This window comes from Niallia sp. FSL W8-0177 (assembly GCF_038006285.1).
Taxonomy (GTDB): domain Bacteria; phylum Bacillota; class Bacilli; order Bacillales; family Cytobacillaceae; genus Niallia; species Niallia circulans_A.
In genome coordinates, this window is sequence record NZ_JBBOUX010000001.1 from 116,604 (window position 1) to 138,452 (window position 21,849).

The window sequence follows — 21,849 nt, forward strand, 5'->3', positions numbered from 1 at the left end:
GGTCGAGCTTTCTTTCCCTTCTCACTATAACTTAAAAAAGAAAAATAGTGGGCAAAGTCATCCGTCGATGACCTTACCCACTAATCTTAGTATGTTTTTCATGCTAATTGGTTAAAATATCGAGTTTCTTTTTCAGCTTATCTTCACTAAAAATCCAGCCTGTGTAGGAAGTGATGATATTCAAGTTTAGATCGAGATGAACAACGGCGACAAATGGATAGTGTCCATTGCTTCGGTAGCGTAAATCAATGAAGCGGACTTGGTATTGGTCATCCAGCTCGATAACTTCCCACCGAAATACAGGAGAGAAGGATAAGAAAGCAGATAGGTTCTTATCTTTTTGAGCTGCGGTTAGAACTGGTGTATCTGGAACTGGAATACGATGGAATTTATCGTAGATTTCAATTTCGTGCTGATGGGACCTGCCGACATAGAAGGAGTCGTCGGTCATCACAGCGATACGCCAATGGTTATATCTCATGGTTGGCGATAAAATGATTTCCTTTGCATCTGGAATTCTTTTTTTCACATTTATTTTTACCTGCCGTTGTGTAAATACCCGCAGAAGGTAATAGCCAATCAGTACGATATATAAAGTTAAAAAGGTATAGCCAGGATCTGCGCCGAATAACCAGAATAGGATTGCTACAATATGCATGGAGAAAATGATGGGATCAAATGTATTAATAATCCCCAATGCGACCCATTTATTTGTAAAAGGACGTAGAGCCTGCGTTCCATACGCATTAAATATATCGACAAACACATGCAGGAAAACAGCTATAAATGTCCAAAGCCATAAATGGAACAAATTTGCCTCTGGGAAAAGCGGGTACATGACAGCAAGTATAAGTAGGGGCCACAAAAGTACTGCTGGGATGGAGTGTGTCACTCCACGATGGTTGCGTATATAAACGGCATTATTTCTTAATTTTAATACTGTATCGATATCTGGTATTTGTGAGCCGATGATGGTGGCGATTATTACACCTGTAGTTGTTGCAGGATCAGAAGCAACAACTGGGTCTAACGTGGCTAACCCACCAAGTGCAACTCCCATAACAATATGAGTTCCTGTATCCAAAATACCAAACCTCCTTGATTTTCTCTCCGAATTATTTGGATGAAAACACCATAATTACAATAAAAATATCCTTTTCTTTTTTCTTAACAAAAGATACACTACAAACAGTTAATATATTCGCATGATGTAAAAATACGGATAATGTTATTAAATAATAAATAAAGTTGGCAAACAATCGGACAAACGCGTAATTTTATCAAAAAATAGCTCTTCTATTTAAAATGAGGCAAATTTACTTATTTATACTATTGCAATTTAACTTAGCTATTGGTAAGAACGTGAATCATTTTGTGCTACTTTCATTCTATCCCATTCCATCCTATGATGCACACCATGTCCAATAGTAGTAAAAGAAATCTATATATTGTTATTCCCAAAAAAAATTAATAATTAACATCTGGAGGTTAATCGTGACAGATAAGCAAGAAATAATCAAAAATCAAGTGGATGTCGAGCGGTTTAGAGAAGATTTATTGAATTGGTTTATAGAGGAACAAAGGGAGCTGCCATGGAGACAAGATCAAGATCCCTATAAAGTATGGGTATCTGAAATCATGCTTCAGCAAACAAAGGTGGATACGGTTATTCCCTATTTTAACCGATTCATTTCTCAATTTCCAACCATTGAGGCGTTGTCGAAGGCTGAAGAAGAAAAAGTACTGAAGGCCTGGGAAGGATTAGGCTATTATTCAAGAGCGCGTAATTTACATGCTGCTGTTAAGGAAGTGCATGAAAAGTATGGGGGCAAAGTGCCAGATACTCCGAAAGAAATTGCGTCCTTAAAAGGGGTAGGACCGTATACAGCAGGTGCAATTTTGAGTATAGCATATGGGGTTCCAGAACCTGCTGTTGATGGCAATGTAATGAGAGTTTTATCGAGGATTCTCTCGATTTGGGAAGATATTGCAAAACCAAAAACAAGAAAGACATTTGAAGAAGCAGTACGTGTGCTGATCTCGCATGAGAATCCGTCCTTTTTCAATCAAGCACTTATGGAGCTCGGTGCCTTAATCTGTACCCCAACATCTCCTTCGTGCCTGCTTTGTCCAGTAAGAGAGCATTGTCATGCTTTTGAGGATGGGACAGTAACAGAGCTGCCTGTAAAGACAAAAACAAAGAAACAAAAGTCAATTCAGCTTGCGGCAGTCGTTTTAACAGATGAAGAGGGAAGAACATTGATTCATAAGCGCCCGAATACAGGATTGCTGGCAAATCTATGGGAGTTTCCTAATATGGAAATTGTTCAAGTGTTAAAAAGCGAGAAAGCGCAGCTTGAGGAAAAGCTGTTAGAAGACTATCAGGCTAAAGTAGAAGTTGGCGAAATGATTACTAGGATTGAACATGTTTTTTCTCATTTGATCTGGAACATCAATGTATATAGCGGAAAATTAATAGAGTTAAAAGAGGAGAAAGAAGATATCAGAAGAGTAAATGCGGATGAAATTGCACCATTCCCATTCCCTGTGTCTCATCAGAAAATGCTGAAATTTTTACCAGAGCAAGTGAAGAAAGGGTGACCATATGTGGTCATCCTTTCTTATTCATAGCTTACTTCTGTCCCATGTGTATAATCAGCTTCGTTCCTTTTTAACCCGCCTCTATTTTCGATTTCCTCTATGATGCTGCGGTGTATACTGGCACCTTCGCTATTGAGATAAGGGGTCATTTGCTGCAAGGAGTGGTGAAAGTAGGCAAGTTCATCATCTTTCCAATCTGATTTAGCGATCATGGCTAATTTGGTTATATCTCTGCCAACATACATAGGTTATACCTTCCTTTACTTTTACCGTTTTCTCCTCTATTGTGTGGATGTTGATTGCGAACTATGCATGAATAGAGGTAAAATGAGAAGTAAATGGATGGGAAAGGAATTAATAAGAATGACAAACAAAGTAGCATTAATTACAGGCAGCAGTAGAGGGATCGGAAAGGCAACGGCCATTCGCTTAGCCAAACAAGGCTATGATATTGTTATCAACTATGCAAGAAGCAAAAAGGCAGCGCAAGAAACTGCTGACGAAATTACGGCGCTTGGTAGAAAAGTGCTTCTAGTAAAAGCCAATGTTGGAGATGTAGACAAAATAAAGGCGATGTTTGCAGAAGTAAAAGCAGAGTTTGGTCGTTTGGATGTATTTATTAACAACGCTGCATCTGGGGTATTACGACCAATTATGGAATTGGAAGAGTCTCATTGGAATTGGACAATGAATATTAATAGTAAAGCCTTATTATTCTGTGCGCAAGAAGCAGCGAAGCTAATGGATAAAGGTGGAAAAATCGTTAGCATCAGCTCTCTAGGAGCGATTCGCTATTTAGAAAACTATACAACGGTTGGAGTGAGTAAAGCTGCTGTAGAAGCATTAACTAGATATTTAGCGGTTGAATTAGCACCAAAAAATATTGTAGTAAATGCCGTTTCAGGTGGAGCGGTTGATACTGAGGCATTGACACATTTTCCAAACAGAGAAGAGTTGCTTCAAGCGGCAGCTGAAAAAACACCGGCAGGCAGAATGGTGGAAATGGAAGATCTCGTCAATACAGTGATGTTCTTAGTAAGCGATGATGCAAGCATGATAAGAGGACAAACGATTATTGTGGATGGCGGTATTTCGTTGTTAGTATAAGCGGTTTGTCTGGCGGAAAAAGGAGATTTCCTATAAAGGAGAACTCCTTTTTCTTTTTATTGGATTGGATTTTATTGGTAATAAAAAACTTTGGATAGAAACGAAACGTCTGGGACAAATTAATAGGCGTGGAGGTGATATTCATGGCTAAAAAAGCTGGTGCTACACAAAGTGGAACTAACATTCAAGAAGTAAAACAACAAAACGCTCAAGCAGGCCAAGGTCAACAATTTGGTACTGAATTTGCAAGCGAAACAAACGCTTCAGAAGTAAGAAAACAAAATCAACAAGCTGAATCTAGAAAATCTCAAAACACAAGCAAATAATGCAAACAAAGGGCACTTCACTTACGGGAGAGTGCCCTTTGCTTTTGTTATAGAAACTTTTTTATGTTCGACAAAACTTCTTCTTTGTCTACAGAAGTAGTCAAAGGAATTAACATACATACGAAGAAATAGTAAAAGGTAGAGTTAATAGAAAAAGGGCCGTTCCCTTTTTATAAAATGAAACATATAAATCAATACAGTACCTAAAAATGAAGAGTAGGATGTGTTTTTTCATGGATGTATTTAACGGTTTAGTTGGAGAGCAAATGCGAATTATGGAAAAACTGCTCTATTTACAAGGAGAATTAGAAAGATGCGAAGAGATAGAAGAACAACTACAAATTCTCCAAAAAGAAACAGAACTAAAAGAAGTGCAAATAGAAATCAGCAATATGAAGGAAGAGCTAAAGAAAATACAAAAAATCTTTGAATTACAAACAGAAAAAGTCATTAAAGTCTACCAAGAAAATGAGCTGAAACTATCATCTAGTTCATAAAAATATGGAATATTTAAAACCATTGTGTAATTTCAATGGTTCTTTTGTTTTAAATTTACTAGAGAACCGTTATAATAAGAAATAAGAAAAAAGAGGAATCGTACTTTGTTGCCTTAAAGGAAATAATGAATCGCTTTTAGTATGTAACAGGTTACAAAGCGTCCGTAAATAGAAAGTAGGGGAGAAATAAAAATGGGCGTACCTATCGAGGGTGAACCAATACAAATTCACAGTTATAAGCATAATGGGCACATCCATCGAATCTGGGACGAAACAACAATACTTAAAGGGACGCAGAACTTAATTATAGGTGGCAATGATCGTACAATTGTTACGGAATCAGATGGAAGAACGTGGGTAACACGTGAACCGGCAATCTGTTATTTTCATTCCCAACAATGGTTTAATGTCATTGGCATGCTTAGAGAAGATGGCATTCATTATTATTGCAACCTAAGCTCACCGTTTATATACGATGGAGAGGCACTTAAGTATATTGATTATGATTTGGACATCAAAATCTTTCCAGATATGACATTCAATTTATTAGATGAAGATGAATACGAACGTCACCGTCAAGAAATGAAGTATCCAGAGGTCATTGATCGTATTTTGAAGACGCAAGTAACGCAATTAATACATTGGATAAGACAAAGAAAAGGTCCCTTTGCACCAGATTTTGTTGATTTGTGGTATGAAAGATACTTAACGTACAGAAGTTAATATGGATGACTGAAAAAAGCATGTTGAATTTCAGCAGGCTTTTTTCTTATGCATTCGCTGCGAATAGTGATAAAATGGTCTATTGTTATTAAAACGATTAAGAGTGACATTATTTTCAAAGATTGATGGCTTGTGGGCTGTTTTGGTTTGGGGGATTGAGTGGATTTTTAGAGAGGATTGATTCTGTGCCCGATTTGGTTTTGAAAGCGAGTCGAAGGGAAAAGAGAAGCGATCTCCATGCCCGAACCAAAAGAAAAAGCGAAAAAAAGGTAACAGAGAGCTCTTCTCTGTGCCCGTTTAGCATCAGTAAAAATCAAAAGCGCACGGATCAGATCAGCCACACTCAACCGTTTACGCGCTATCTTTCACAGTATTTTTAACAGAATGGCGAAAATTAAGTTTTCCAAACACAAAAAAAGGAAAAAGAACAAATGCAACATAGAGAGGGGAGTATATGTGGACAGTATTAAGAGGTATATGACCTTTGTAAAGCCATACCGATGGCAAATCATTGGGACGATCATTATCGGCATTGTGAAATTTGCCATTCCGCTATTAATTCCATTGTTATTAAAATATGTAATTGATGATATTATTAACAATTCAGCCTTAGATCAGGCCACTAAAATGAGCAATCTGTGGACAATCATGATCATTATGACAATTGTTTTTATCGTGGTGAGACCACCGATTGAATACTATCGTCAATATTTCGCTCAATGGACTTCTAATAAAATTCTTTATGATATTAGAGATCAGCTTTTTATGCATCTGCAAAAATTGAGCCTAAAATATTATTCCAATACCCGTGCAGGGGAAGTTATTTCCCGTGTCATAAATGACGTAGAACAAACAAAAAACTTTATTTTAACCGGCTTAATGAATTTATGGCTGGATGCCGTAACGATTTTGATTACAATCGGAATCATGTTCACGATGGATGTAAAGTTAACATTTGTCTCTATTATTTTACTGCCGTTTTACGCGCTTTCCGTTAGCTACTTTTTTGGAAATTTACGTAAATTAACAAGAGAAAGATCCCAAGCTTTAGCAGGCGTACAAAGCTTTCTCCATGAAAGAGTCCAAGGAATTTCGGTTATTAAAAGCTTTGCGACAGAAGATCATGAACAAAAGCATTTCCAAAAGTATAATAATACCTTCTTGGAAAAAGCGGTCAATCATACGAAATGGAATGCGAAAGCGTTCGCTGTCGTCAATACGATTACCGATATTTCTCCATTGATTGTAATTGCCTATTCAGGCTATCAAGTATTGAATGGCGATTTATCGCTAGGAGCGATGATGGCATTTTTTGCTTATATTGAAAGATTATATAATCCATTGAGAAGATTAGTGAATTCTTCTACGACATTAACACAGTCTATCGCATCAATGGACAGGGTGTTTGATTTAATTGATGAAAAATATGATATCCAAGATAAACCAAATGCGGTTCCTTGTACAAATGTAAAAGGAGATATTACCTTTGAAGAAGTGGACTTTGCTTATGAGACAAACGATCCGAAAGTATTAGACAATATTTCCTTACATATTAAACAAGGAGAGACAGTAGCATTTGTTGGGATGAGCGGTGGCGGTAAGTCTTCCTTGATAAGTCTTATTCCAAGATTCTTTGATGTAACAGGAGGAAGAATTCTCTTAGATGGAATAGATATCAGAGATGTGCAAGCACGTTCCTTACGAGATCAAATTGGGATGGTTCTGCAAGAAAATATTCTCTTCAGTGAATCGATTAGGGAAAATATTATGATAGGAAAGCCTAATGCAACTGAAGAGGAAGTAATTGCCGCTGCTAAAGCTGCCAATGCGCATGACTTTATCACCCAGCTTCCAGAAGGGTATGAAACAAAAGTGGGCGAAAGAGGCGTGAAATTAAGCGGCGGCCAGAAGCAAAGAGTAGCAATTGCACGTGTATTCTTGAAAAACCCGCCAATCTTAATTTTGGACGAGGCTACTTCTGCTTTAGACTTGGAAAGTGAACAGTCCATTCAAGAATCATTGGAAGAACTGGCTAAAGACAGAACGACCTTGATTGTGGCCCATCGTCTATCTACGATTACTCATGCCGATCGCATCATTTTAATTGAACATGGAAAAATTATGGAAGATGGTACACATGAGGAACTAATGAAATTGCAAGGTCATTATCACGATCTATTTCAAATTCAGCAATTGGGAAATTAGAGATGAAAAAAAGGATCCAGAAGCAAGTTTCTGGATCCTTTTATATAAAGGATTTTACTCTTCAATCGTTACATCGGCTTCATGCTGATGATGAACTTGAATGGAAGTGATTAATGTATCAAGATGCTCTACATTCTCGTCATATTCAATGATGGCAGAAACAATTTGCATCATATGATATTGCTTTAATTCTTCTTCATTTTCAAGTACGGATGGTTCTGTCTCTTTATAATAAAGCATTAACTCTTGGAAAAGTATGTTTCGATCAAGAGAAATGCTGCCTTCTTCAAAAACAACATTAGGCTTTACTTTTCCAATAAATTTAAGCATGACATGTTCATGATGGTGAATAAGGCAATCAAGCTGCTGTTGAATAATATTTTGAAAATCCTCCGGCAAACTTAATAACTCATTTTCATATCGATGAATCTTTTTCAAGGTTTGAAAAGATTTCTTTAATGTGGCAATCATTTGCCGGTAAATGACTAATTTTCTCGTTTTTAATAAAGTTGTTTTTTTAAAATAATTCCGCTCTTCTTTGTACAGGATATATAACTGATCAATGCGCATTAAACGTTCCGACATTTTATCGATATCGTTCTTTAACAGACTATGTTCTGATGCATGTCTAATGTTTAGGCGGATCCATTTTGTTATTTCCTCACTTAAATCGGAAATTTGATTGTACAATTTATTTTCATACTTAGGTGGTATAAAAATCAGATTGACAGTCGAAGCAGAAAGAATTCCGAGCATTACTGTCGAGAAGCGAATAATTGCAAAGGTAATGAAGTCATCTGTAGGTGATTCCATAATGGCAATCAAGGTAACCACAGATAAAGTAATTGTCTTTTCTAAGTTTAATTTTAAGTTAATTGTAATAACAATGATGGCGGCAAGTCCAATAATAAAAACGTTGTTACCAAAGCTTAATACAAAGATGACTGCGATAATAGCACCAATGATATTGCCTCGTACTTGGTCAATGATCGATAAATAAGAACGATAGACAGTTGGCTGTATAGCAAAAATGGCAGAAATTCCTGCGAAAACAGGAGTTGGTGCATTTAAAAGTTGCGCTAGAAATAAAGCTAACACGATGGCGATTCCTGTTTTCAGAACGCGCGCTCCTAATGTCATAAATAAGTGTTCCTTTCATTTAATCTTTCTAACTATTTTCTTATACCCCTTACTTTTTGCGAAAAACACGAAAAGTAAACACAATAATGTACTATACATTGATTAGATGTGAACTTCAATAGACTGATGACTAATTTTTTCTTTTTTCGAAGGATTTTAAAAAAATGGACATATTGTTGTTAAAATTGAAATGATTTTACATAGTAGGAGAGGTAAAAAACGTAGTAATAGGGTGGTAGTTTTCATTAGTAAAAAAAGGTTCAGCATTTCTCTGAACCTTTTTCTAAACTTAAAACTTATATTCTTCTTTTAATGCAGCGAATGCTTGGTCAACTGCGTGCAGGGTTGCTTCGATGTCTTCTTCTGTATGCGCGATAGTGATGAACCATGCTTCGTATTTGGATGGTGCCAGCATGATTCCTTGTTCTACTAATAGCTTGAAGAAGCGGCCAAACATTTCACTGTCAGTACTTTCTGCTTGTTTGTAGTTGTAGACTTTCTCGGTCGTAAAGAAGACAGTAAGTGCTCCTTTTAGGCGGTTAATAGTAATTGGAACATTATATTTGGCAGCTGCTTCTAAAATGCCATTTTCTAATAATGCGCCTAATTTATCGAGATGATCGTATACGCCTTCTTGCTTTAATACTTCTAGACAAGCGATTCCAGCTTGGATGGAGGCTGGATTTCCAGCATGAGTTCCTGCTTGGTATGCTGGTCCAACTGGTGCCACTTGATCCATGATTTCTTTTCTTCCGCCATAAGCGCCGATTGGAAGACCACCGCCGATTACTTTTCCTAAGGCAGTCAAGTCAGGGTAAACACCTAATAAATCCTGTGCTCCACCGTAAGTAAAGCGGAAAGCAGTAATTACCTCATCATAAATAACAAGTGCGCCTGCTGCATGTGTTAAATCATTAATTCCTTGTAAAAATCCTTCTACTGGTTCAACAATTCCGAAGTTCCCAACGATTGGCTCGACCAGAACAGCGGCTACTTGATCGCCCCATTTATCCAATGCATCTTTATACGCATCTAAATCATTGAAAGGAACCGTGATAACGTCTGCAGCAATTACTGCAGGAACACCGGCAGAATCTGGTGTGCCAAGCGTAGAAGGACCTGAGCCAGCTGCAACAAGCATTGGATCAGAGTGACCATGATAGCATCCAGCGAATTTGATGACTTTATTTCTGCCTGTATACGCGCGAGCAACACGAATGGTTGTCATTACTGCTTCTGTTCCAGAGTTCATAAACCGGATTTTTTCCATGGATGGAATGGCTTCTTGCAGCATTTTCGCGAATTTCACTTCATGCGGAGTTGGTGTTCCGAATAGAAGACCAGTTTCGGCAGCGCGTGTTACTGCCTTTGTAATATGTGGGTGAGCATGTCCTGTAACAATCGGACCGTATGCAGCTAAATAATCGATATATTGATTTCCGTCTACATCAAAGAAGTAAGCACCTTGTCCTCTTTCCATTACGATCGGTGACCCGCCGCCAACCGCCTTATAAGAGCGCGAAGGACTGTTGACACCTCCGACAATAATCTCTAAAGCTTCTTCATGCAATCGTTCTGAATTTGTATGTAACATATAAACCTCCTATAAATCGTATCATTCTATAAAAAATACCTTCCCCCATTTTAGCACTTTTTAAAAGAAGATAAAGGGAAACAGCTTTTTAACCTAAGAGTACCTTTCGTACGTTTTCAATAGGAGAAAGAGATAAACGAATAAATAAGCAAGACAAGCATAGATATTAATGATAGAGGAATTACATTTATGCAAGGAAGTAAGGAGGTAAGGAAATGTTTTATGTCTTATTAGCACTCATTCTATTTTTTATTGCAATGAGCTTAAAAACACTATTTGTTCCTTACCAGAGAAAAGAAAAATGGGTCTCATTCGAGAATTTTATGTACTTAATCTTTGTCTATATCACCATTATGATTGGCTTTGGTCTAATCTATACATTATTCCAGATGAATGGCATCCCGGTTTATAATGATGGACAGGCACCTTCTTTAAACTATGATTTCTTTCATACACTCCATACAAGTATTTATTTTAGCGGGGTGACTTTATTTTCCGTAGGGTTTGGCGACTTAATGCCAATTGGGATGGGGAGGATGGTTGTCCTTATTGAGGCGTTGATCGGATACACAATTCCCGCTGCTTTTGTAGCACGGGCAGTATTTGATCTGAACAACTAGCAAAATGCTTTTCTTGATTCATAAAAGCATTTTAGGTAGGCTTAAATAAAAAGCAAAGGCGGGATACAATGTCTGTTCATATTGGAGAAACAGTGCCAGATTTTGAGTTAGAAGCAAATAATGGAGAGAAAATAAAATTATCCGATTATCGAGGAAAGAATGTTGTCTTATATTTTTATCCGAAAGATATGACACCAGGATGTACAACAGAAGCATGTGATTTTCGCGATAATCATGAAGATTTCCAAGGATACAACGCAGTAGTACTAGGAGTCAGCCCTGATCCGATTTCAAGACATCAGAAATTTATCGAAAAGCACGAGCTGCCATTCCTGTTATTAGCGGATGAAAATCATGAAGTAGCGGAAAGCTTTGATGTTTGGAAACTAAAAAAGAATTTTGGAAAAGAGTATATGGGAATTGAAAGATCAACCTTCCTGATCGACAAAGAAGGGAAGCTTGCGATGGAATGGCGCAAAGTAAAAGTCGCTGGCCATGTAGCAGAAATCAAACAAGCTTTAGAAAAAATCGAAGCCTAATTTTTATGGTAGGGACTTTTGTCCACTCATTAAAAGCCGAAGAGCATATTGTATAGTGAGCATATACCTCCTCATATATATGTCGGTGGCCAACGAAAACGTTCGTTGGTCTTTTTTTATGGAGAGAAGGGGGAAATGGATAAAACTTCTGGTGAAAAAAATACGGTTTCATGCATATAATGTAAGTGTATTATCAATAACATCTTAGCATCGACTATTATATAATAGTATTTATTGTTAAATAATCATTATTGTGTTTTCAGATTGTTCATACATCTAGAAAACCGCGCTCTTACAGTAACTGTGTTGACAAAACCCTGCTATTATTAGTACACTATTTATAAACATTATAAAATAAGAATATCTTTTAGAAATGGGGTGCATGTCCGTGGAACATAATGAGTTGCAAGAAGCTCTTGATAAGCTGAAAGAAACAGGAGTGCGCATTACCCCGCAGCGTCATGCGATACTTGAATATTTAATAAGCTCAATGTCACATCCGACTGCCGATGAAATTTATAAAGCACTTGAAGGTAAATTTCCAAATATGAGTGTAGCCACTGTTTATAATAATTTAAGAGTTTTTCGTGAAGTGAATTTAGTAAAGGAACTGACATACGGAGATTCCTCCAGCCGGTTTGATTTTATAACTTCTCATCATTATCATATTATCTGTAAAGAGTGTGGCAAAATAGTTGATTTCCATTATCCAGGACTTGATGAGGTAGAGCAATTTGCCAGCCATGTTTCAGGATTCAAAATCAGCCACCACCGTCTGGAAATTTACGGTACTTGTCCTGATTGTGCTCAAAAAGAAGCGCACTAATGTAGAGAATAGAAGAGGTTGTCTTTTTAAGAGTTGCTTTCGTATAAACGTAGCGAGGGGAAATCTTAAAAAGATATCCTCTTTTTTCTGTTTAATCGTTGAAACGAGACTGAAATATTATATGGCAGAAATGATAGCAAAAAGTAATTCTATTTTTAAACAAGTTATAGTAAGATTTCATGTATGCCTAGATGAGGGCAGGATTTTAAGAGAAAATGTCGAAATAATACGAAACGAATAAAATTATTCATGGAGATGGAGGAATAACGATGGAAGATATTCTTCGTCCTATATATCAAGAAAGAGCTAGCCAGACAAATACATTGGGCGTATTAATCATTGATAAGAAACAAAATGAGATGACCGTGACAGATACTTTTGATACAGTCATGCTAATTATTGTGAAAGAAGCAGAACAGCCTGTTTTTATCAAGCACTATACATATGCAGATAAGAAAGCGGCTCTACATATTGTTACAGAAAAACAATTAAGAAGCTGGATTTTATTAGGGAATAACAAAAGAATTTTTGAATGGATATATAATGGGAGAGTTGTTTTTGATCGCAATGAATTTATTTATCAACTCAAAAATGAGTTAAAAGAATTTCCCGTTAACGAAAGAAAACAAAAAATGGCGCTAGAATTCGCCAAGCTTATTAAACGATATATGGATGGGAAAGCGTTCTTTGAAAATAAACATTATCTGGACGCCTATAATGATATTGTTCATTCCTTACATCATTTAGCTCGATTAGCTGTGATCGAAAATGGATTCCACCCAGAAGTAACGGTATGGAGCCAAGTAAAACAAATGGAGCCAGAAATCTATAAACTATATGTAGAATTAGTAAATAGTGATGAGCCTATTGAAAAGAGACTCGAGCTATTATTCTTAGCAAGTGAATTTTTAATTCATTCAAGAATGAGAACAAGCACAAGCTATATACTCGATATATTAAAAGAAAAAGACGCTTGGACATTTAACGAACTGTTAGAAAAAGAAGAACTGCTTATTTACGCAGTTGATTTAGGAATGTTGATCGAATACTTAATCGATAAGCATTTAATAGAAGTAGTCAACATTTCTACGAAAAGTCCAGGTGTTTATCATCGATGTTATCGTGTTTTAGAAAAAAAATAAAAAAGTTTTAGAAAAAGTGTTGACCATTATCGTAGAATAATGTTATATTAATATCCGTCGCTGAAACAACATGAACTGTTGAAGTAAACGACGGAATAGAATTTCTAAAAAACACTATTGACAATGAATGTTGATAGATGTTATATTAGGAAAGTCGCTTCCTAAGTGACTAACTAAATTGCTCTTTGAAAACTGAACAAACAAACGTCAACAATAATCGTTTTATAACTAGCGTTATAGAACAAAAAAGTAACAAAAAGCTAGAGTTTAGCAATGAGCTAATCAACTCTTTATTGGAGAGTTTGATCCTGGCTCAGGACGAACGCTGGCGGCGTGCCTAATACATGCAAGTCGAGCGGACTTTAAAAGCTTGCTTTTAAAGTTAGCGGCGGACGGGTGAGTAACACGTGGGCAACCTGCCTGTAAGACTGGGATAACTTCGGGAAACCGGAGCTAATACCGGATAATCCTTTTTCTCTCATGAGGAAAAGCTGAAAGACGGTTTACGCTGTCACTTACAGATGGGCCCGCGGCGCATTAGCTAGTTGGTGAGGTAACGGCTCACCAAGGCAACGATGCGTAGCCGACCTGAGAGGGTGATCGGCCACACTGGGACTGAGACACGGCCCAGACTCCTACGGGAGGCAGCAGTAGGGAATCTTCCGCAATGGACGAAAGTCTGACGGAGCAACGCCGCGTGAGTGATGAAGGTTTTCGGATCGTAAAACTCTGTTGTTAGGGAAGAACAAGTACAAGAGTAACTGCTTGTACCTTGACGGTACCTAACCAGAAAGCCACGGCTAACTACGTGCCAGCAGCCGCGGTAATACGTAGGTGGCAAGCGTTGTCCGGAATTATTGGGCGTAAAGCGCGCGCAGGCGGTCCTTTAAGTCTGATGTGAAAGCCCACGGCTCAACCGTGGAGGGTCATTGGAAACTGGGGGACTTGAGTGCAGAAGAGAAGAGTGGAATTCCACGTGTAGCGGTGAAATGCGTAGAGATGTGGAGGAACACCAGTGGCGAAGGCGACTCTTTGGTCTGTAACTGACGCTGAGGCGCGAAAGCGTGGGGAGCAAACAGGATTAGATACCCTGGTAGTCCACGCCGTAAACGATGAGTGCTAAGTGTTAGAGGGTTTCCGCCCTTTAGTGCTGCAGCAAACGCATTAAGCACTCCGCCTGGGGAGTACGGCCGCAAGGCTGAAACTCAAAGGAATTGACGGGGGCCCGCACAAGCGGTGGAGCATGTGGTTTAATTCGAAGCAACGCGAAGAACCTTACCAGGTCTTGACATCCTCTGACACTCCTAGAGATAGGACGTTCCCCTTCGGGGGACAGAGTGACAGGTGGTGCATGGTTGTCGTCAGCTCGTGTCGTGAGATGTTGGGTTAAGTCCCGCAACGAGCGCAACCCTTGATCTTAGTTGCCAGCATTCAGTTGGGCACTCTAAGGTGACTGCCGGTGACAAACCGGAGGAAGGTGGGGATGACGTCAAATCATCATGCCCCTTATGACCTGGGCTACACACGTGCTACAATGGATGGTACAAAGGGCAGCAAAACCGCGAGGTCGAGCAAATCCCATAAAACCATTCTCAGTTCGGATTGTAGGCTGCAACTCGCCTACATGAAGCTGGAATCGCTAGTAATCGCGGATCAGCATGCCGCGGTGAATACGTTCCCGGGCCTTGTACACACCGCCCGTCACACCACGAGAGTTTGTAACACCCGAAGTCGGTGGGGTAACCTTTTGGAGCCAGCCGCCTAAGGTGGGATAGATGATTGGGGTGAAGTCGTAACAAGGTAGCCGTATCGGAAGGTGCGGCTGGATCACCTCCTTTCTAAGGAAAATGGAATTTACATTCCATCAAAGATTGTTGACGATTTGTTGTTCAGTTTTGAGGGAGCAATTCCTCAAAATGAAAGGCTTAATAAGCCTGATTGTTCCTTGAAAACTAGATTATGTAAGAACCAAGAAAGAAACCGAGTAATCGCCATCTTAGATTCTCTATTTTAGAGAATTACTTCTTTGGAAAGTAGTCGTATTAAACGAATACTCCTTCAAAGATTGGAGAGCAAAGAGAAGCAAGTAGGTCAAGGAAGCGACCGAACGAGCACCAGAGCGTACGACAGTACGTGAGGAGCAGAGTGAAGAAGCTGACGAAGAGATACGCCGCTTATCTTTGGTCGAAACTAAGTTAAGTTAGAAAGGGCGCACGGTGGATGCCTTGGCACTAGGAGCCGATGAAGGACGGGATTAACACCGATATGCTTTGGGGAGCTGTAAGTAAGCTTTGATCCAGAGATTTCCGAATGGGGAAACCCTCTATCCGTAATGGGATAGAATCTTTACCTGAATACATAGGGTACTGAAGGCAGACCCGGGGAACTGAAACATCTAAGTACCCGGAGGAAGAGAAAGCAAACGCGATTCCCTGAGTAGCGGCGAGCGAAACGGGATTAGCCCAAACCAAGAGGCTTGCCTCTTGGGGTTGTAGGACACTCTATATGGAGTTACAAAGGAACGGGGTAGACGAATCGATCTGGAAAGGTCAGTCGTAGAAGGTAAAAACCCTGTAGTCGAAACTTCGTTCCCTCTTGAGTGTATCCTGAGTACGGCGGGACACGAGAAATCCCGTCGGAAGCAGGGAGGACCATCTCCCAAGGCTAAATACTCCCTAGTGACCGATAGTGAACCAGTACCGTGAGGGAAAGGTGAAAAGCACCCCGGAAGGGGAGTGAAATAGATCCTGAAACCGTGTGCCTACAAGTAGTTAGAGCCCTTTTATGGGTGATAGCGTGCCTTTTGTAGAATGAACCGGCGAGTTACGATTACATGCGAGGTTAAGTTGAAGAGACGGAGCCGCAGCGAAAGCGAGTCTGAATAGGGCGAAATAGTATGTGGTTGTAGACCCGAAACCAGGTGATCTACCCATGTCCAGGGTGAAGTCCAGGTAACACTGGATGGAGGCCCGAACCCACGCACGTTGAAAAGTGCGGGGATGAGGTGTGGGTAGCGGAGAAATTCCAATCGAACTTGGAGATAGCTGGTTCTCTCCGAAATAGCTTTAGGGCTAGCCTCAAGATTTAGAGTATTGGAGGTAGAGCACTGTTTGGACTAGGGGCCCCCATCGGGTTACCGAATTCAGACAAACTCCGAATGCCAAATACTTATTCTTGGGAGTCAGACTACGAGTGATAAGATCCGTGGTCAAGAGGGAAACAGCCCAGACCACCAGCTAAGGTCCCAAAGTATACGTTAAGTGGAAAAGGATGTGGAGTTGCTTAGACAACCAGGATGTTGGCTTAGAAGCAGCCACCATTTAAAGAGTGCGTAATAGCTCACTGGTCGAGTGACTCTGCGCCGAAAATGTACCGGGGCTAAACGTATCACCGAAGCTGTGGATTGACATCTTTGATGTCAGTGGTAGGAGAGCGTTCTAAGGGCGTTGAAGCTAGACCGTAAGGACTGGTGGAGCGCTTAGAAGTGAGAATGCCGGTATGAGTAGCGAAAGATGAGTGAGAATCTCATCCACCGAATGCCTAAGGTTTCCTGAGGAAGGCTCGTCCGCTCAGGGTTAGTCGGGACCTAAGCCGAGGCTGAAAAGCGTAGGCGATGGACAACAGGTTGATATTCCTGTACCACCTTTAAATCGTTTGAGCAATGGGGGGACGCAGGAGGATAGGGTAAGCGTGCTGTTGGATTAGCACGTCCAAGCAGTTAGGCTGGTAATGAGGCAAATCCCATTACCACATAAGCGGAGCTGTGACGGCGAGGGAAATATAGTACCGAAGTTCCTGATTCCACACTGCCAAGAAAAGCCTCTAGCGAGATTTAGGGTGCCCGTACCGCAAACCGACACAGGTAGGCGAGGAGAGAATCCTAAGGTGAGCGAGAGAACTCTCGTTAAGGAACTCGGCAAAATGACCCCGTAACTTCGGGAGAAGGGGTGCTCTTGCGGGTGCAAGCCTGCGAGAGCCGCAGTGAATAGGCCCAGGCGACTGTTTAGCAAAAACACAGGTCTCTGCGAAGCCGCAAGGCGAAGTATAGGGGCTGACACCTGCCCGGTGCTGGAAGGTTAAGAGGAGGGGTTAGCACGTTAGTGCGAAGCTCTGAATTGAAGCCCCAGTAAACGGCGGCCGTAACTATAACGGTCCTAAGGTAGCGAAATTCCTTGTCGGGTAAGTTCCGACCCGCACGAAAGGTGTAACGATCTGGGCACTGTCTCAACGAGAGACTCGGTGAAATTATAGTACCTGTGAAGATGCAGGTTACCCGCGACAGGACGGAAAGACCCCGTGGAGCTTTACTGCAGCCTGATATTGAATTTTGGTACAGCTTGTACAGGATAGGTAGGAGCCTTGGAAGCCGGAGCGCTAGCTTCGGTGGAGGCATTGGTGGGATACTACCCTGGCTGTATTGACATTCTAACCCGCACCCCTGATCGGGGTGGGAGACAGTGTCAGGTGGGCAGTTTGACTGGGGCGGTCGCCTCCTAAAAAGTAACGGAGGCGCCCAAAGGTTCCCTCAGAATGGTTGGAAATCATTCGTAGAGTGTAAAGGCACAAGGGAGCTTGACTGCGAGACCTACAAGTCGAGCAGGGACGAAAGTCGGGCTTAGTGATCCGGTGGTTCCGCATGGAAGGGCCATCGCTCAACGGATAAAAGCTACCCCGGGGATAACAGGCTTATCTCCCCCAAGAGTCCACATCGACGGGGAGGTTTGGCACCTCGATGTCGGCTCATCGCATCCTGGGGCTGTAGTCGGTCCCAAGGGTTGGGCTGTTCGCCCATTAAAGCGGTACGCGAGCTGGGTTCAGAACGTCGTGAGACAGTTCGGTCCCTATCCGTCGTGGGCGTAGGAAATTTGAGAGGAGCTGTCCTTAGTACGAGAGGACCGGGATGGACGCACCGCTGGTGTACCAGTTGTCTTGCCAAAGGCATCGCTGGGTAGCTATGTGCGGAAGGGATAAGTGCTGAAAGCATCTAAGCATGAAGCCCCCCTCAAGATGAGATTTCCCATAGCGCAAGCTAGTAAGATCCCTGAAAGATGATCAGGTTGATAGGTCAGAGGTGGAAGCGTGGCGACATGTGGAGCTGACTGATACTAATAGATCGAGGACTTAACTAAAATGAAAAGCGGAAACGCCTGTTAATCGGCGATAAGCTGGACAAAAAGATTACTTGTTTCTTTCTTCTTACCATAATCTAGTTTTCAGGGAATAATTTTCTAAAATTATACTTGAAAAAATCTCAAAAACATGTATAATAAAATATGTCTTGAGAAAAGTCTGGTGGCGATAGCGAGAAGGTCACACCCGTTCCCATACCGAACACGGAAGTTAAGCTTCTCAGCGCCGATGGTAGTTGGGGGTTCTCCCCCTGTGAGAGTAGGACGTCGCCAGGCATACCATTATTCCGCAGTAGCTCAGTGGTAGAGCATTCGGCTGTTAACCGAACGGTCGTAGGTTCGAGTCCTACCTGCGGAGCCATATTGGAGAGCTGTCCGAGTGGCCGAAGGAGCACGATTGGAAATCGTGTAGGCGGGTAACCCTGTCTCAAGGGTTCAAATCCCTTGCTCTCCGCCATTATAACTTTTCAAATATGGCCCATTGGTCAAGCGGTTAAGACACCGCCCTTTCACGGCGGTAACACGGGTTCGAATCCCGTATGGGTCACCAATACATACCATTATACTTTATGGAGGATTAGCTCAGCTGGGAGAGCATCTGCCTTACAAGCAGAGGGTCGGCGGTTCGATCCCGTCATCCTCCACCATTATTATTATCGCGGGGTGGAGCAGTCTGGTAGCTCGTCGGGCTCATAACCCGAAGGTCGCAGGTTCAAATCCTGTCCCCGCAATCTGGTCCGGTAGTTCAGTTGGTTAGAATGCCTGCCTGTCACGCAGGAGGTCGCGGGTTCGAGTCCCGTCCGGACCGCCATTTTTTCGAAAAATAAATAGCATTAAGTTATGGCTCAGTAGCTCAGTCGGTAGAGCAAAGGACTGAAAATCCTTGTGTCGGCGGTTCGATTCCGTCCTGAGCCACCTTTTATGTCGGAGGGGTAGCGAAGTGGCTAAACGCGGCGGACTGTAAATCCGCTCCTTCGGGTTCGGCGGTTCGAATCCGTCCCCCTCCACCATTCATCTAGGGGTATAGTTTAAAGGTAGAACGAAGGTCTCCAAAACCTTTGGTGTGGGTTCGATTCCTACTACCCCTGCCAATTTCAAATAAATATTATGGCGGATATGGCGAAGTGGTTAACGCATCGGATTGTGGCTCCGACACTCGTGGGTTCGATTCCCATTATTCGCCCCATTTATTTTTGACACTTTTTTTATTTTATTGCATATATATAGTATTGGGCTATAGCCAAGCGGTAAGGCAACGGACTTTGACTCCGTCACTCGTTGGTTCGAATCCAGCTAGCCCAGCCATTCGCGGAAGTAGTTCAGTGGTAGAACACCACCTTGCCAAGGTGGGGGTCGCGGGTTCGAATCCCGTCTTCCGCTCCAATATATTTATGGCGGCATAGCCAAGTGGTAAGGCAGAGGTCTGCAAAACCTTTACCACCGGTTCGAATCCGGTTGCCGCCTCCATAATCGTTTATAATTTAAATTTGTTACATATCATGCCGGGGTGGCGGAACTGGCAGACGCACAGGACTTAAAATCCTGCGGTAGGTGACTACCGTACCGGTTCGATTCCGGTCCTCGGCATTACCCAAACAAATTATAAACGCGCCGGTGTGGCGGAATTGGCAGACGCGCACGACTCAAAATCGTGTTCCTTCTGGAGTGTCGGTTCGACCCCGACCACCGGTATCAGTACTTTAATATGAGTTGCGTTAGAACAATTCATTGTTCTCATAAATCCTTATTTATAAGGATTTATGAGCTTTTTACTTTTCTTCATGTTCAGTAAGGATAAGGTGAGTTTTTAAAGTGTTTTACACATTTTTTACACAATCATATTTTCAAAAGTTCTTACAGTTACTTGTTCGTCTTGCATACGTAATTCTTTTAAAACATGTGTATACTCCTTCAATGTAGTTTCTATGTCGCTATGACCTAAGCGTTCACTAACAAAATGGATTGAAGTCTTTTTATATAACAATACACTCGCATGAGTGTGCCTCAAACCATGAAAGGTTATTGGCTCAATGTTTAGGTCAATTAATAACTTTTTTAATAATTTGTTTGCGTTTGTATTGCTTATAACTTTATACTTTGATTCAGGACTGTAAAATACCAATTGATGTATGTTAATTGGAGTGTTGGTAAATAACTTATAAAAATGATTCATTGTTAGACGATCCATTTTTATAACTCGATTGGATTGTTCATTCTTGGTTTTTCCAAAACCTAATGGGGAATCTTTCTTATATCCCCAGGTTTTATTTACATTAATAGTGTTGTTATCAAAGTTAAAGTCATTTCTTGTTAGCCCCACAAGTTCACCAAAGCGCATTCCTGAAGTTAAACCGAGCAGTATTAAGGAATACCCTAACCCATCATTAATCTTACTCCACAAGCTCTGTAAAAGCCGTTTGCTTTCGTAATAGTTTAAATGTTTTTCTATAGATCTTTTTGCCTCTACAGACCAAGTTGGTTGGGTCTTGCGTGTGAAGTCTATGAGAATCAACTGTTCCTCCATCGCATCTTTTACACATGATTTAATATGTCCATGAACTTTAACAACAGTTTCTTTTGCTTTACTATTACCAAAACAATTTAAAAACTTTTGGTAATCATGTCTCTTAATATCTTGAATCGGTGTATTTGAAAAATAGTTCTTTATTGCACTAAGTGAATACTCATAATGTTTCAAAGTAGTTGTACTAATTATAGGTGCTTTATATAATTCAATCCAGTTTTCAAAGTATTCATAAAAAGGTACCTTTGTATTTATTTGCTTCATGCCCTTTGCTAATTGTGCTTCTACCTCGGCTGCAGCAATTTGAGCTTCTTTTTTAGTACGGTATCCACCTTTTCTAATAGGAGATTGCTTTCCATTTACTTTGTTGCTAACTGTATATTGGTAAGTTTTTCCTCTTTTTTGTATACTTGCCATTTTTACACCTCATGTGATTAAAAATCAAGGGTATATTAATTCACCCTTGATTTTTAAATAAATTATTAAGCTACAATCTTTTTGGTAGAGAATATGCCGTTGAAATTTTCATCTAGAAACTCTGCCATCTTCAATGCATGAAATGACCATGTTTGACCTTTTGATTTGGGGTAATATACGAATCCACCTAATTCAACATCTAGAATTTTTTTGAATTTAGATTTGTATAGTATATTTTCTTTAATCCATTCGTTTTTACGATGAATTCGTAATTCAAGGTCCTTCATAGACCAATAAACACCTAACAATTGCATAGTTCTTAATTCCTCTAATTCAACCTTTGAAATCAATATTGACTCGGAAGGTATAGGTATTGTTAAATTTACAGATAATTGTTGTAGCATTATTTTACCTCCTAGTACCAACTAAAATATAATTTACATAAATAATTGCAGTTTC

General features: G+C 40.5%; 16 protein-coding genes, 15 tRNA genes and 3 rRNA genes. 28 read left to right on the forward strand and 6 right to left on the reverse strand.

The genetic code is table 11. The annotated features are described in order from the left end of the window. Positions 1–103: 103 nt before the first annotated feature. Positions 104–1,084, reverse strand: a complete 981-nt coding sequence (locus NST77_RS00525; RefSeq protein ID WP_095330983.1) for a metal-dependent hydrolase — start codon at positions 1,082–1,084, stop codon at positions 104–106. A gap of 410 nt (positions 1,085–1,494) precedes the next feature. Here NST77_RS00525 and mutY point away from each other — a divergent pair, with 410 nt between their 5' ends. Then, positions 1,495–2,601 (forward strand): A/G-specific adenine glycosylase, encoded by a 1,107-nt coding sequence (gene mutY, locus NST77_RS00530; protein WP_341122638.1) that lies wholly within the window; start codon positions 1,495–1,497, stop codon positions 2,599–2,601. A gap of 20 nt (positions 2,602–2,621) precedes the next feature. Here mutY and NST77_RS00535 read toward each other — a convergent pair whose 3' ends face one another. Beyond that, the gene (locus NST77_RS00535) at positions 2,622–2,846 is read right to left on the reverse strand and encodes a hypothetical protein (RefSeq protein ID WP_095330987.1); all 225 of its coding nucleotides are present in this window, start codon (positions 2,844–2,846) and stop codon (positions 2,622–2,624) included. 118 nt (positions 2,847–2,964) lie between these two features. On the opposite strand from NST77_RS00535, the gene fabL reads away from it, so the two are divergent. From fabL to NST77_RS00560, 5 genes are all read left to right on the forward strand, one after another. Continuing rightward, entirely contained in the window at positions 2,965–3,708 is a 744-nt protein-coding gene (gene fabL / locus NST77_RS00540) for an enoyl-[acyl-carrier-protein] reductase FabL (protein WP_095330999.1), read from the forward strand. Positions 3,709–3,851: 143 nt separating this feature from the next. Next, positions 3,852–4,034: a gamma-type small acid-soluble spore protein gene (locus NST77_RS00545; protein ID WP_047944917.1), complete on the forward strand. Its 183-nt coding sequence runs from the start codon at positions 3,852–3,854 to the stop codon at positions 4,032–4,034. A gap of 233 nt (positions 4,035–4,267) precedes the next feature. Next, positions 4,268–4,531, forward strand: coding sequence for a YgaB family protein (locus tag NST77_RS00550; protein ID WP_095330990.1), 264 nt, complete (start codon positions 4,268–4,270; stop codon positions 4,529–4,531). A 192-nt stretch (positions 4,532–4,723) separates the two neighbouring features. Continuing rightward, on the forward strand, positions 4,724–5,254 hold the full coding sequence (ntdP, locus tag NST77_RS00555; RefSeq protein ID WP_047944913.1) for a nucleoside tri-diphosphate phosphatase: 531 nt from the start codon (positions 4,724–4,726) through the stop codon (positions 5,252–5,254). A gap of 456 nt (positions 5,255–5,710) precedes the next feature. Then, positions 5,711–7,459: an ABC transporter ATP-binding protein gene (locus NST77_RS00560; protein WP_095330992.1), complete on the forward strand. Its 1,749-nt coding sequence runs from the start codon at positions 5,711–5,713 to the stop codon at positions 7,457–7,459. Positions 7,460–7,513: 54 nt separating this feature from the next. Here the strand turns inward: NST77_RS00560 and NST77_RS00565 are convergent, their stop codons facing one another. After that, positions 7,514–8,599 carry an FUSC family protein gene (locus tag NST77_RS00565; RefSeq protein WP_095330994.1) on the reverse strand — a complete coding sequence of 362 codons (1,086 nt, stop codon included), beginning with the start codon at positions 8,597–8,599 and terminating at the stop codon, positions 7,514–7,516. A 289-nt stretch (positions 8,600–8,888) separates the two neighbouring features. Beyond that, complete coding sequence (locus NST77_RS00570) at positions 8,889–10,193, reverse strand: glutamate-1-semialdehyde 2,1-aminomutase (protein WP_061800640.1); 1,305 nt, start codon at positions 10,191–10,193, stop codon at positions 8,889–8,891. A gap of 215 nt (positions 10,194–10,408) precedes the next feature. Here NST77_RS00570 and NST77_RS00575 point away from each other — a divergent pair, with 215 nt between their 5' ends. The 22 genes from NST77_RS00575 to NST77_RS00680 all read left to right on the forward strand — a co-directional run bounded on the left by NST77_RS00575 (position 10,409) and on the right by NST77_RS00680 (position 20,141). Further along, positions 10,409–10,813: an ion channel gene (locus NST77_RS00575; protein ID WP_095330996.1), complete on the forward strand. Its 405-nt coding sequence runs from the start codon at positions 10,409–10,411 to the stop codon at positions 10,811–10,813. Positions 10,814–10,881: 68 nt separating this feature from the next. Next, on the forward strand, positions 10,882–11,352 hold the full coding sequence (gene bcp, locus NST77_RS00580; RefSeq protein WP_123258957.1) for a thioredoxin-dependent thiol peroxidase: 471 nt from the start codon (positions 10,882–10,884) through the stop codon (positions 11,350–11,352). Positions 11,353–11,734: 382 nt separating this feature from the next. Then, complete coding sequence (perR, locus tag NST77_RS00585; protein WP_016202777.1) at positions 11,735–12,178, forward strand: peroxide-responsive transcriptional repressor PerR; 444 nt, start codon at positions 11,735–11,737, stop codon at positions 12,176–12,178. A 269-nt stretch (positions 12,179–12,447) separates the two neighbouring features. Beyond that, positions 12,448–13,320: a nucleotidyltransferase-like protein gene (locus tag NST77_RS00590; RefSeq protein ID WP_061800643.1), complete on the forward strand. Its 873-nt coding sequence runs from the start codon at positions 12,448–12,450 to the stop codon at positions 13,318–13,320. Positions 13,321–13,610: 290 nt separating this feature from the next. Continuing rightward, a 16S ribosomal RNA gene (locus NST77_RS00595) occupies positions 13,611–15,158 on the forward strand. 355 nt (positions 15,159–15,513) lie between these two features. Continuing rightward, a 23S ribosomal RNA gene (locus NST77_RS00600) occupies positions 15,514–18,449 on the forward strand. 159 nt (positions 18,450–18,608) lie between these two features. Next, positions 18,609–18,725 (forward strand): 5S ribosomal RNA (gene rrf, locus NST77_RS00605). The 16S, 23S and 5S rRNA genes sit together here with 15 tRNA genes alongside, the layout of an rRNA operon. A gap of 10 nt (positions 18,726–18,735) precedes the next feature. Further along, positions 18,736–18,810: transfer RNA gene (locus tag NST77_RS00610), tRNA-Asn, on the forward strand. 4 nt (positions 18,811–18,814) lie between these two features. Continuing rightward, positions 18,815–18,906 (forward strand) — tRNA-Ser (locus tag NST77_RS00615). Between the two features lie 18 nt (positions 18,907–18,924). Next, a tRNA-Glu gene (locus NST77_RS00620) sits at positions 18,925–18,999 on the forward strand. Positions 19,000–19,020: 21 nt separating this feature from the next. Beyond that, positions 19,021–19,096, forward strand: a tRNA-Val gene (locus tag NST77_RS00625). A gap of 10 nt (positions 19,097–19,106) precedes the next feature. Further along, a tRNA-Met gene (locus tag NST77_RS00630) sits at positions 19,107–19,180 on the forward strand. Between the two features lie 3 nt (positions 19,181–19,183). Then, positions 19,184–19,260: transfer RNA gene (locus tag NST77_RS00635), tRNA-Asp, on the forward strand. Between the two features lie 31 nt (positions 19,261–19,291). Further along, positions 19,292–19,364, forward strand: a tRNA-Phe gene (locus tag NST77_RS00640). A gap of 11 nt (positions 19,365–19,375) precedes the next feature. Beyond that, positions 19,376–19,459: transfer RNA gene (locus tag NST77_RS00645), tRNA-Tyr, on the forward strand. 7 nt (positions 19,460–19,466) lie between these two features. Then, a tRNA-Trp gene (locus tag NST77_RS00650) sits at positions 19,467–19,540 on the forward strand. Between the two features lie 19 nt (positions 19,541–19,559). Beyond that, positions 19,560–19,635: transfer RNA gene (locus NST77_RS00655), tRNA-His, on the forward strand. Between the two features lie 44 nt (positions 19,636–19,679). Then, positions 19,680–19,754: transfer RNA gene (locus tag NST77_RS00660), tRNA-Gln, on the forward strand. Positions 19,755–19,757: 3 nt separating this feature from the next. Then, positions 19,758–19,832, forward strand: a tRNA-Gly gene (locus tag NST77_RS00665). A gap of 10 nt (positions 19,833–19,842) precedes the next feature. Next, positions 19,843–19,916 (forward strand) — tRNA-Cys (locus tag NST77_RS00670). 34 nt (positions 19,917–19,950) lie between these two features. Then, positions 19,951–20,036: transfer RNA gene (locus NST77_RS00675), tRNA-Leu, on the forward strand. A gap of 23 nt (positions 20,037–20,059) precedes the next feature. Next, positions 20,060–20,141 (forward strand) — tRNA-Leu (locus NST77_RS00680). A 136-nt stretch (positions 20,142–20,277) separates the two neighbouring features. Here the strand turns inward: NST77_RS00680 and NST77_RS00685 are convergent. Continuing rightward, positions 20,278–21,390: a tyrosine-type recombinase/integrase gene (locus NST77_RS00685; RefSeq protein WP_341122639.1), complete on the reverse strand. Its 1,113-nt coding sequence runs from the start codon at positions 21,388–21,390 to the stop codon at positions 20,278–20,280. Positions 21,391–21,455: 65 nt separating this feature from the next. Next, positions 21,456–21,794 carry a DUF771 domain-containing protein gene (locus NST77_RS00690; RefSeq protein WP_341122640.1) on the reverse strand — a complete coding sequence of 113 codons (339 nt, stop codon included), beginning with the start codon at positions 21,792–21,794 and terminating at the stop codon, positions 21,456–21,458. Positions 21,795–21,849: the final 55 nt, after the last annotated feature.

Excerpts from the sequence above, each read along its gene's own strand:
- NST77_RS00535 (WP_095330987.1), bottom strand. The coding sequence starts at position 2,846 with ATGTATGTTGGCAGAGATATAACCAAATTAGCCATGATCGCTAAATCA.
- fabL (WP_095330999.1), top strand. The coding sequence starts at position 2,965 with ATGACAAACAAAGTAGCATTAATTACAGGCAGCAGTAGAGGGATCGGA.
- NST77_RS00545 (WP_047944917.1), top strand. The coding sequence starts at position 3,852 with ATGGCTAAAAAAGCTGGTGCTACACAAAGTGGAACTAACATTCAAGAA.
- NST77_RS00550 (WP_095330990.1), top strand. The coding sequence starts at position 4,268 with ATGGATGTATTTAACGGTTTAGTTGGAGAGCAAATGCGAATTATGGAA.
- ntdP (WP_047944913.1), top strand. The coding sequence starts at position 4,724 with ATGGGCGTACCTATCGAGGGTGAACCAATACAAATTCACAGTTATAAG.
- NST77_RS00565 (WP_095330994.1), bottom strand. The coding sequence starts at position 8,599 with ATGACATTAGGAGCGCGCGTTCTGAAAACAGGAATCGCCATCGTGTTA.
- NST77_RS00570 (WP_061800640.1), bottom strand. The coding sequence starts at position 10,193 with ATGTTACATACAAATTCAGAACGATTGCATGAAGAAGCTTTAGAGATT.
- NST77_RS00575 (WP_095330996.1), top strand. The coding sequence starts at position 10,409 with ATGTTTTATGTCTTATTAGCACTCATTCTATTTTTTATTGCAATGAGC.
- bcp (WP_123258957.1), top strand. The coding sequence starts at position 10,882 with ATGTCTGTTCATATTGGAGAAACAGTGCCAGATTTTGAGTTAGAAGCA.
- perR (WP_016202777.1), top strand. The coding sequence starts at position 11,735 with ATGTCCGTGGAACATAATGAGTTGCAAGAAGCTCTTGATAAGCTGAAA.
- NST77_RS00590 (WP_061800643.1), top strand. The coding sequence starts at position 12,448 with ATGGAAGATATTCTTCGTCCTATATATCAAGAAAGAGCTAGCCAGACA.
- NST77_RS00685 (WP_341122639.1), bottom strand. The coding sequence starts at position 21,390 with ATGGCAAGTATACAAAAAAGAGGAAAAACTTACCAATATACAGTTAGC.
- NST77_RS00690 (WP_341122640.1), bottom strand. The coding sequence starts at position 21,794 with ATGCTACAACAATTATCTGTAAATTTAACAATACCTATACCTTCCGAG.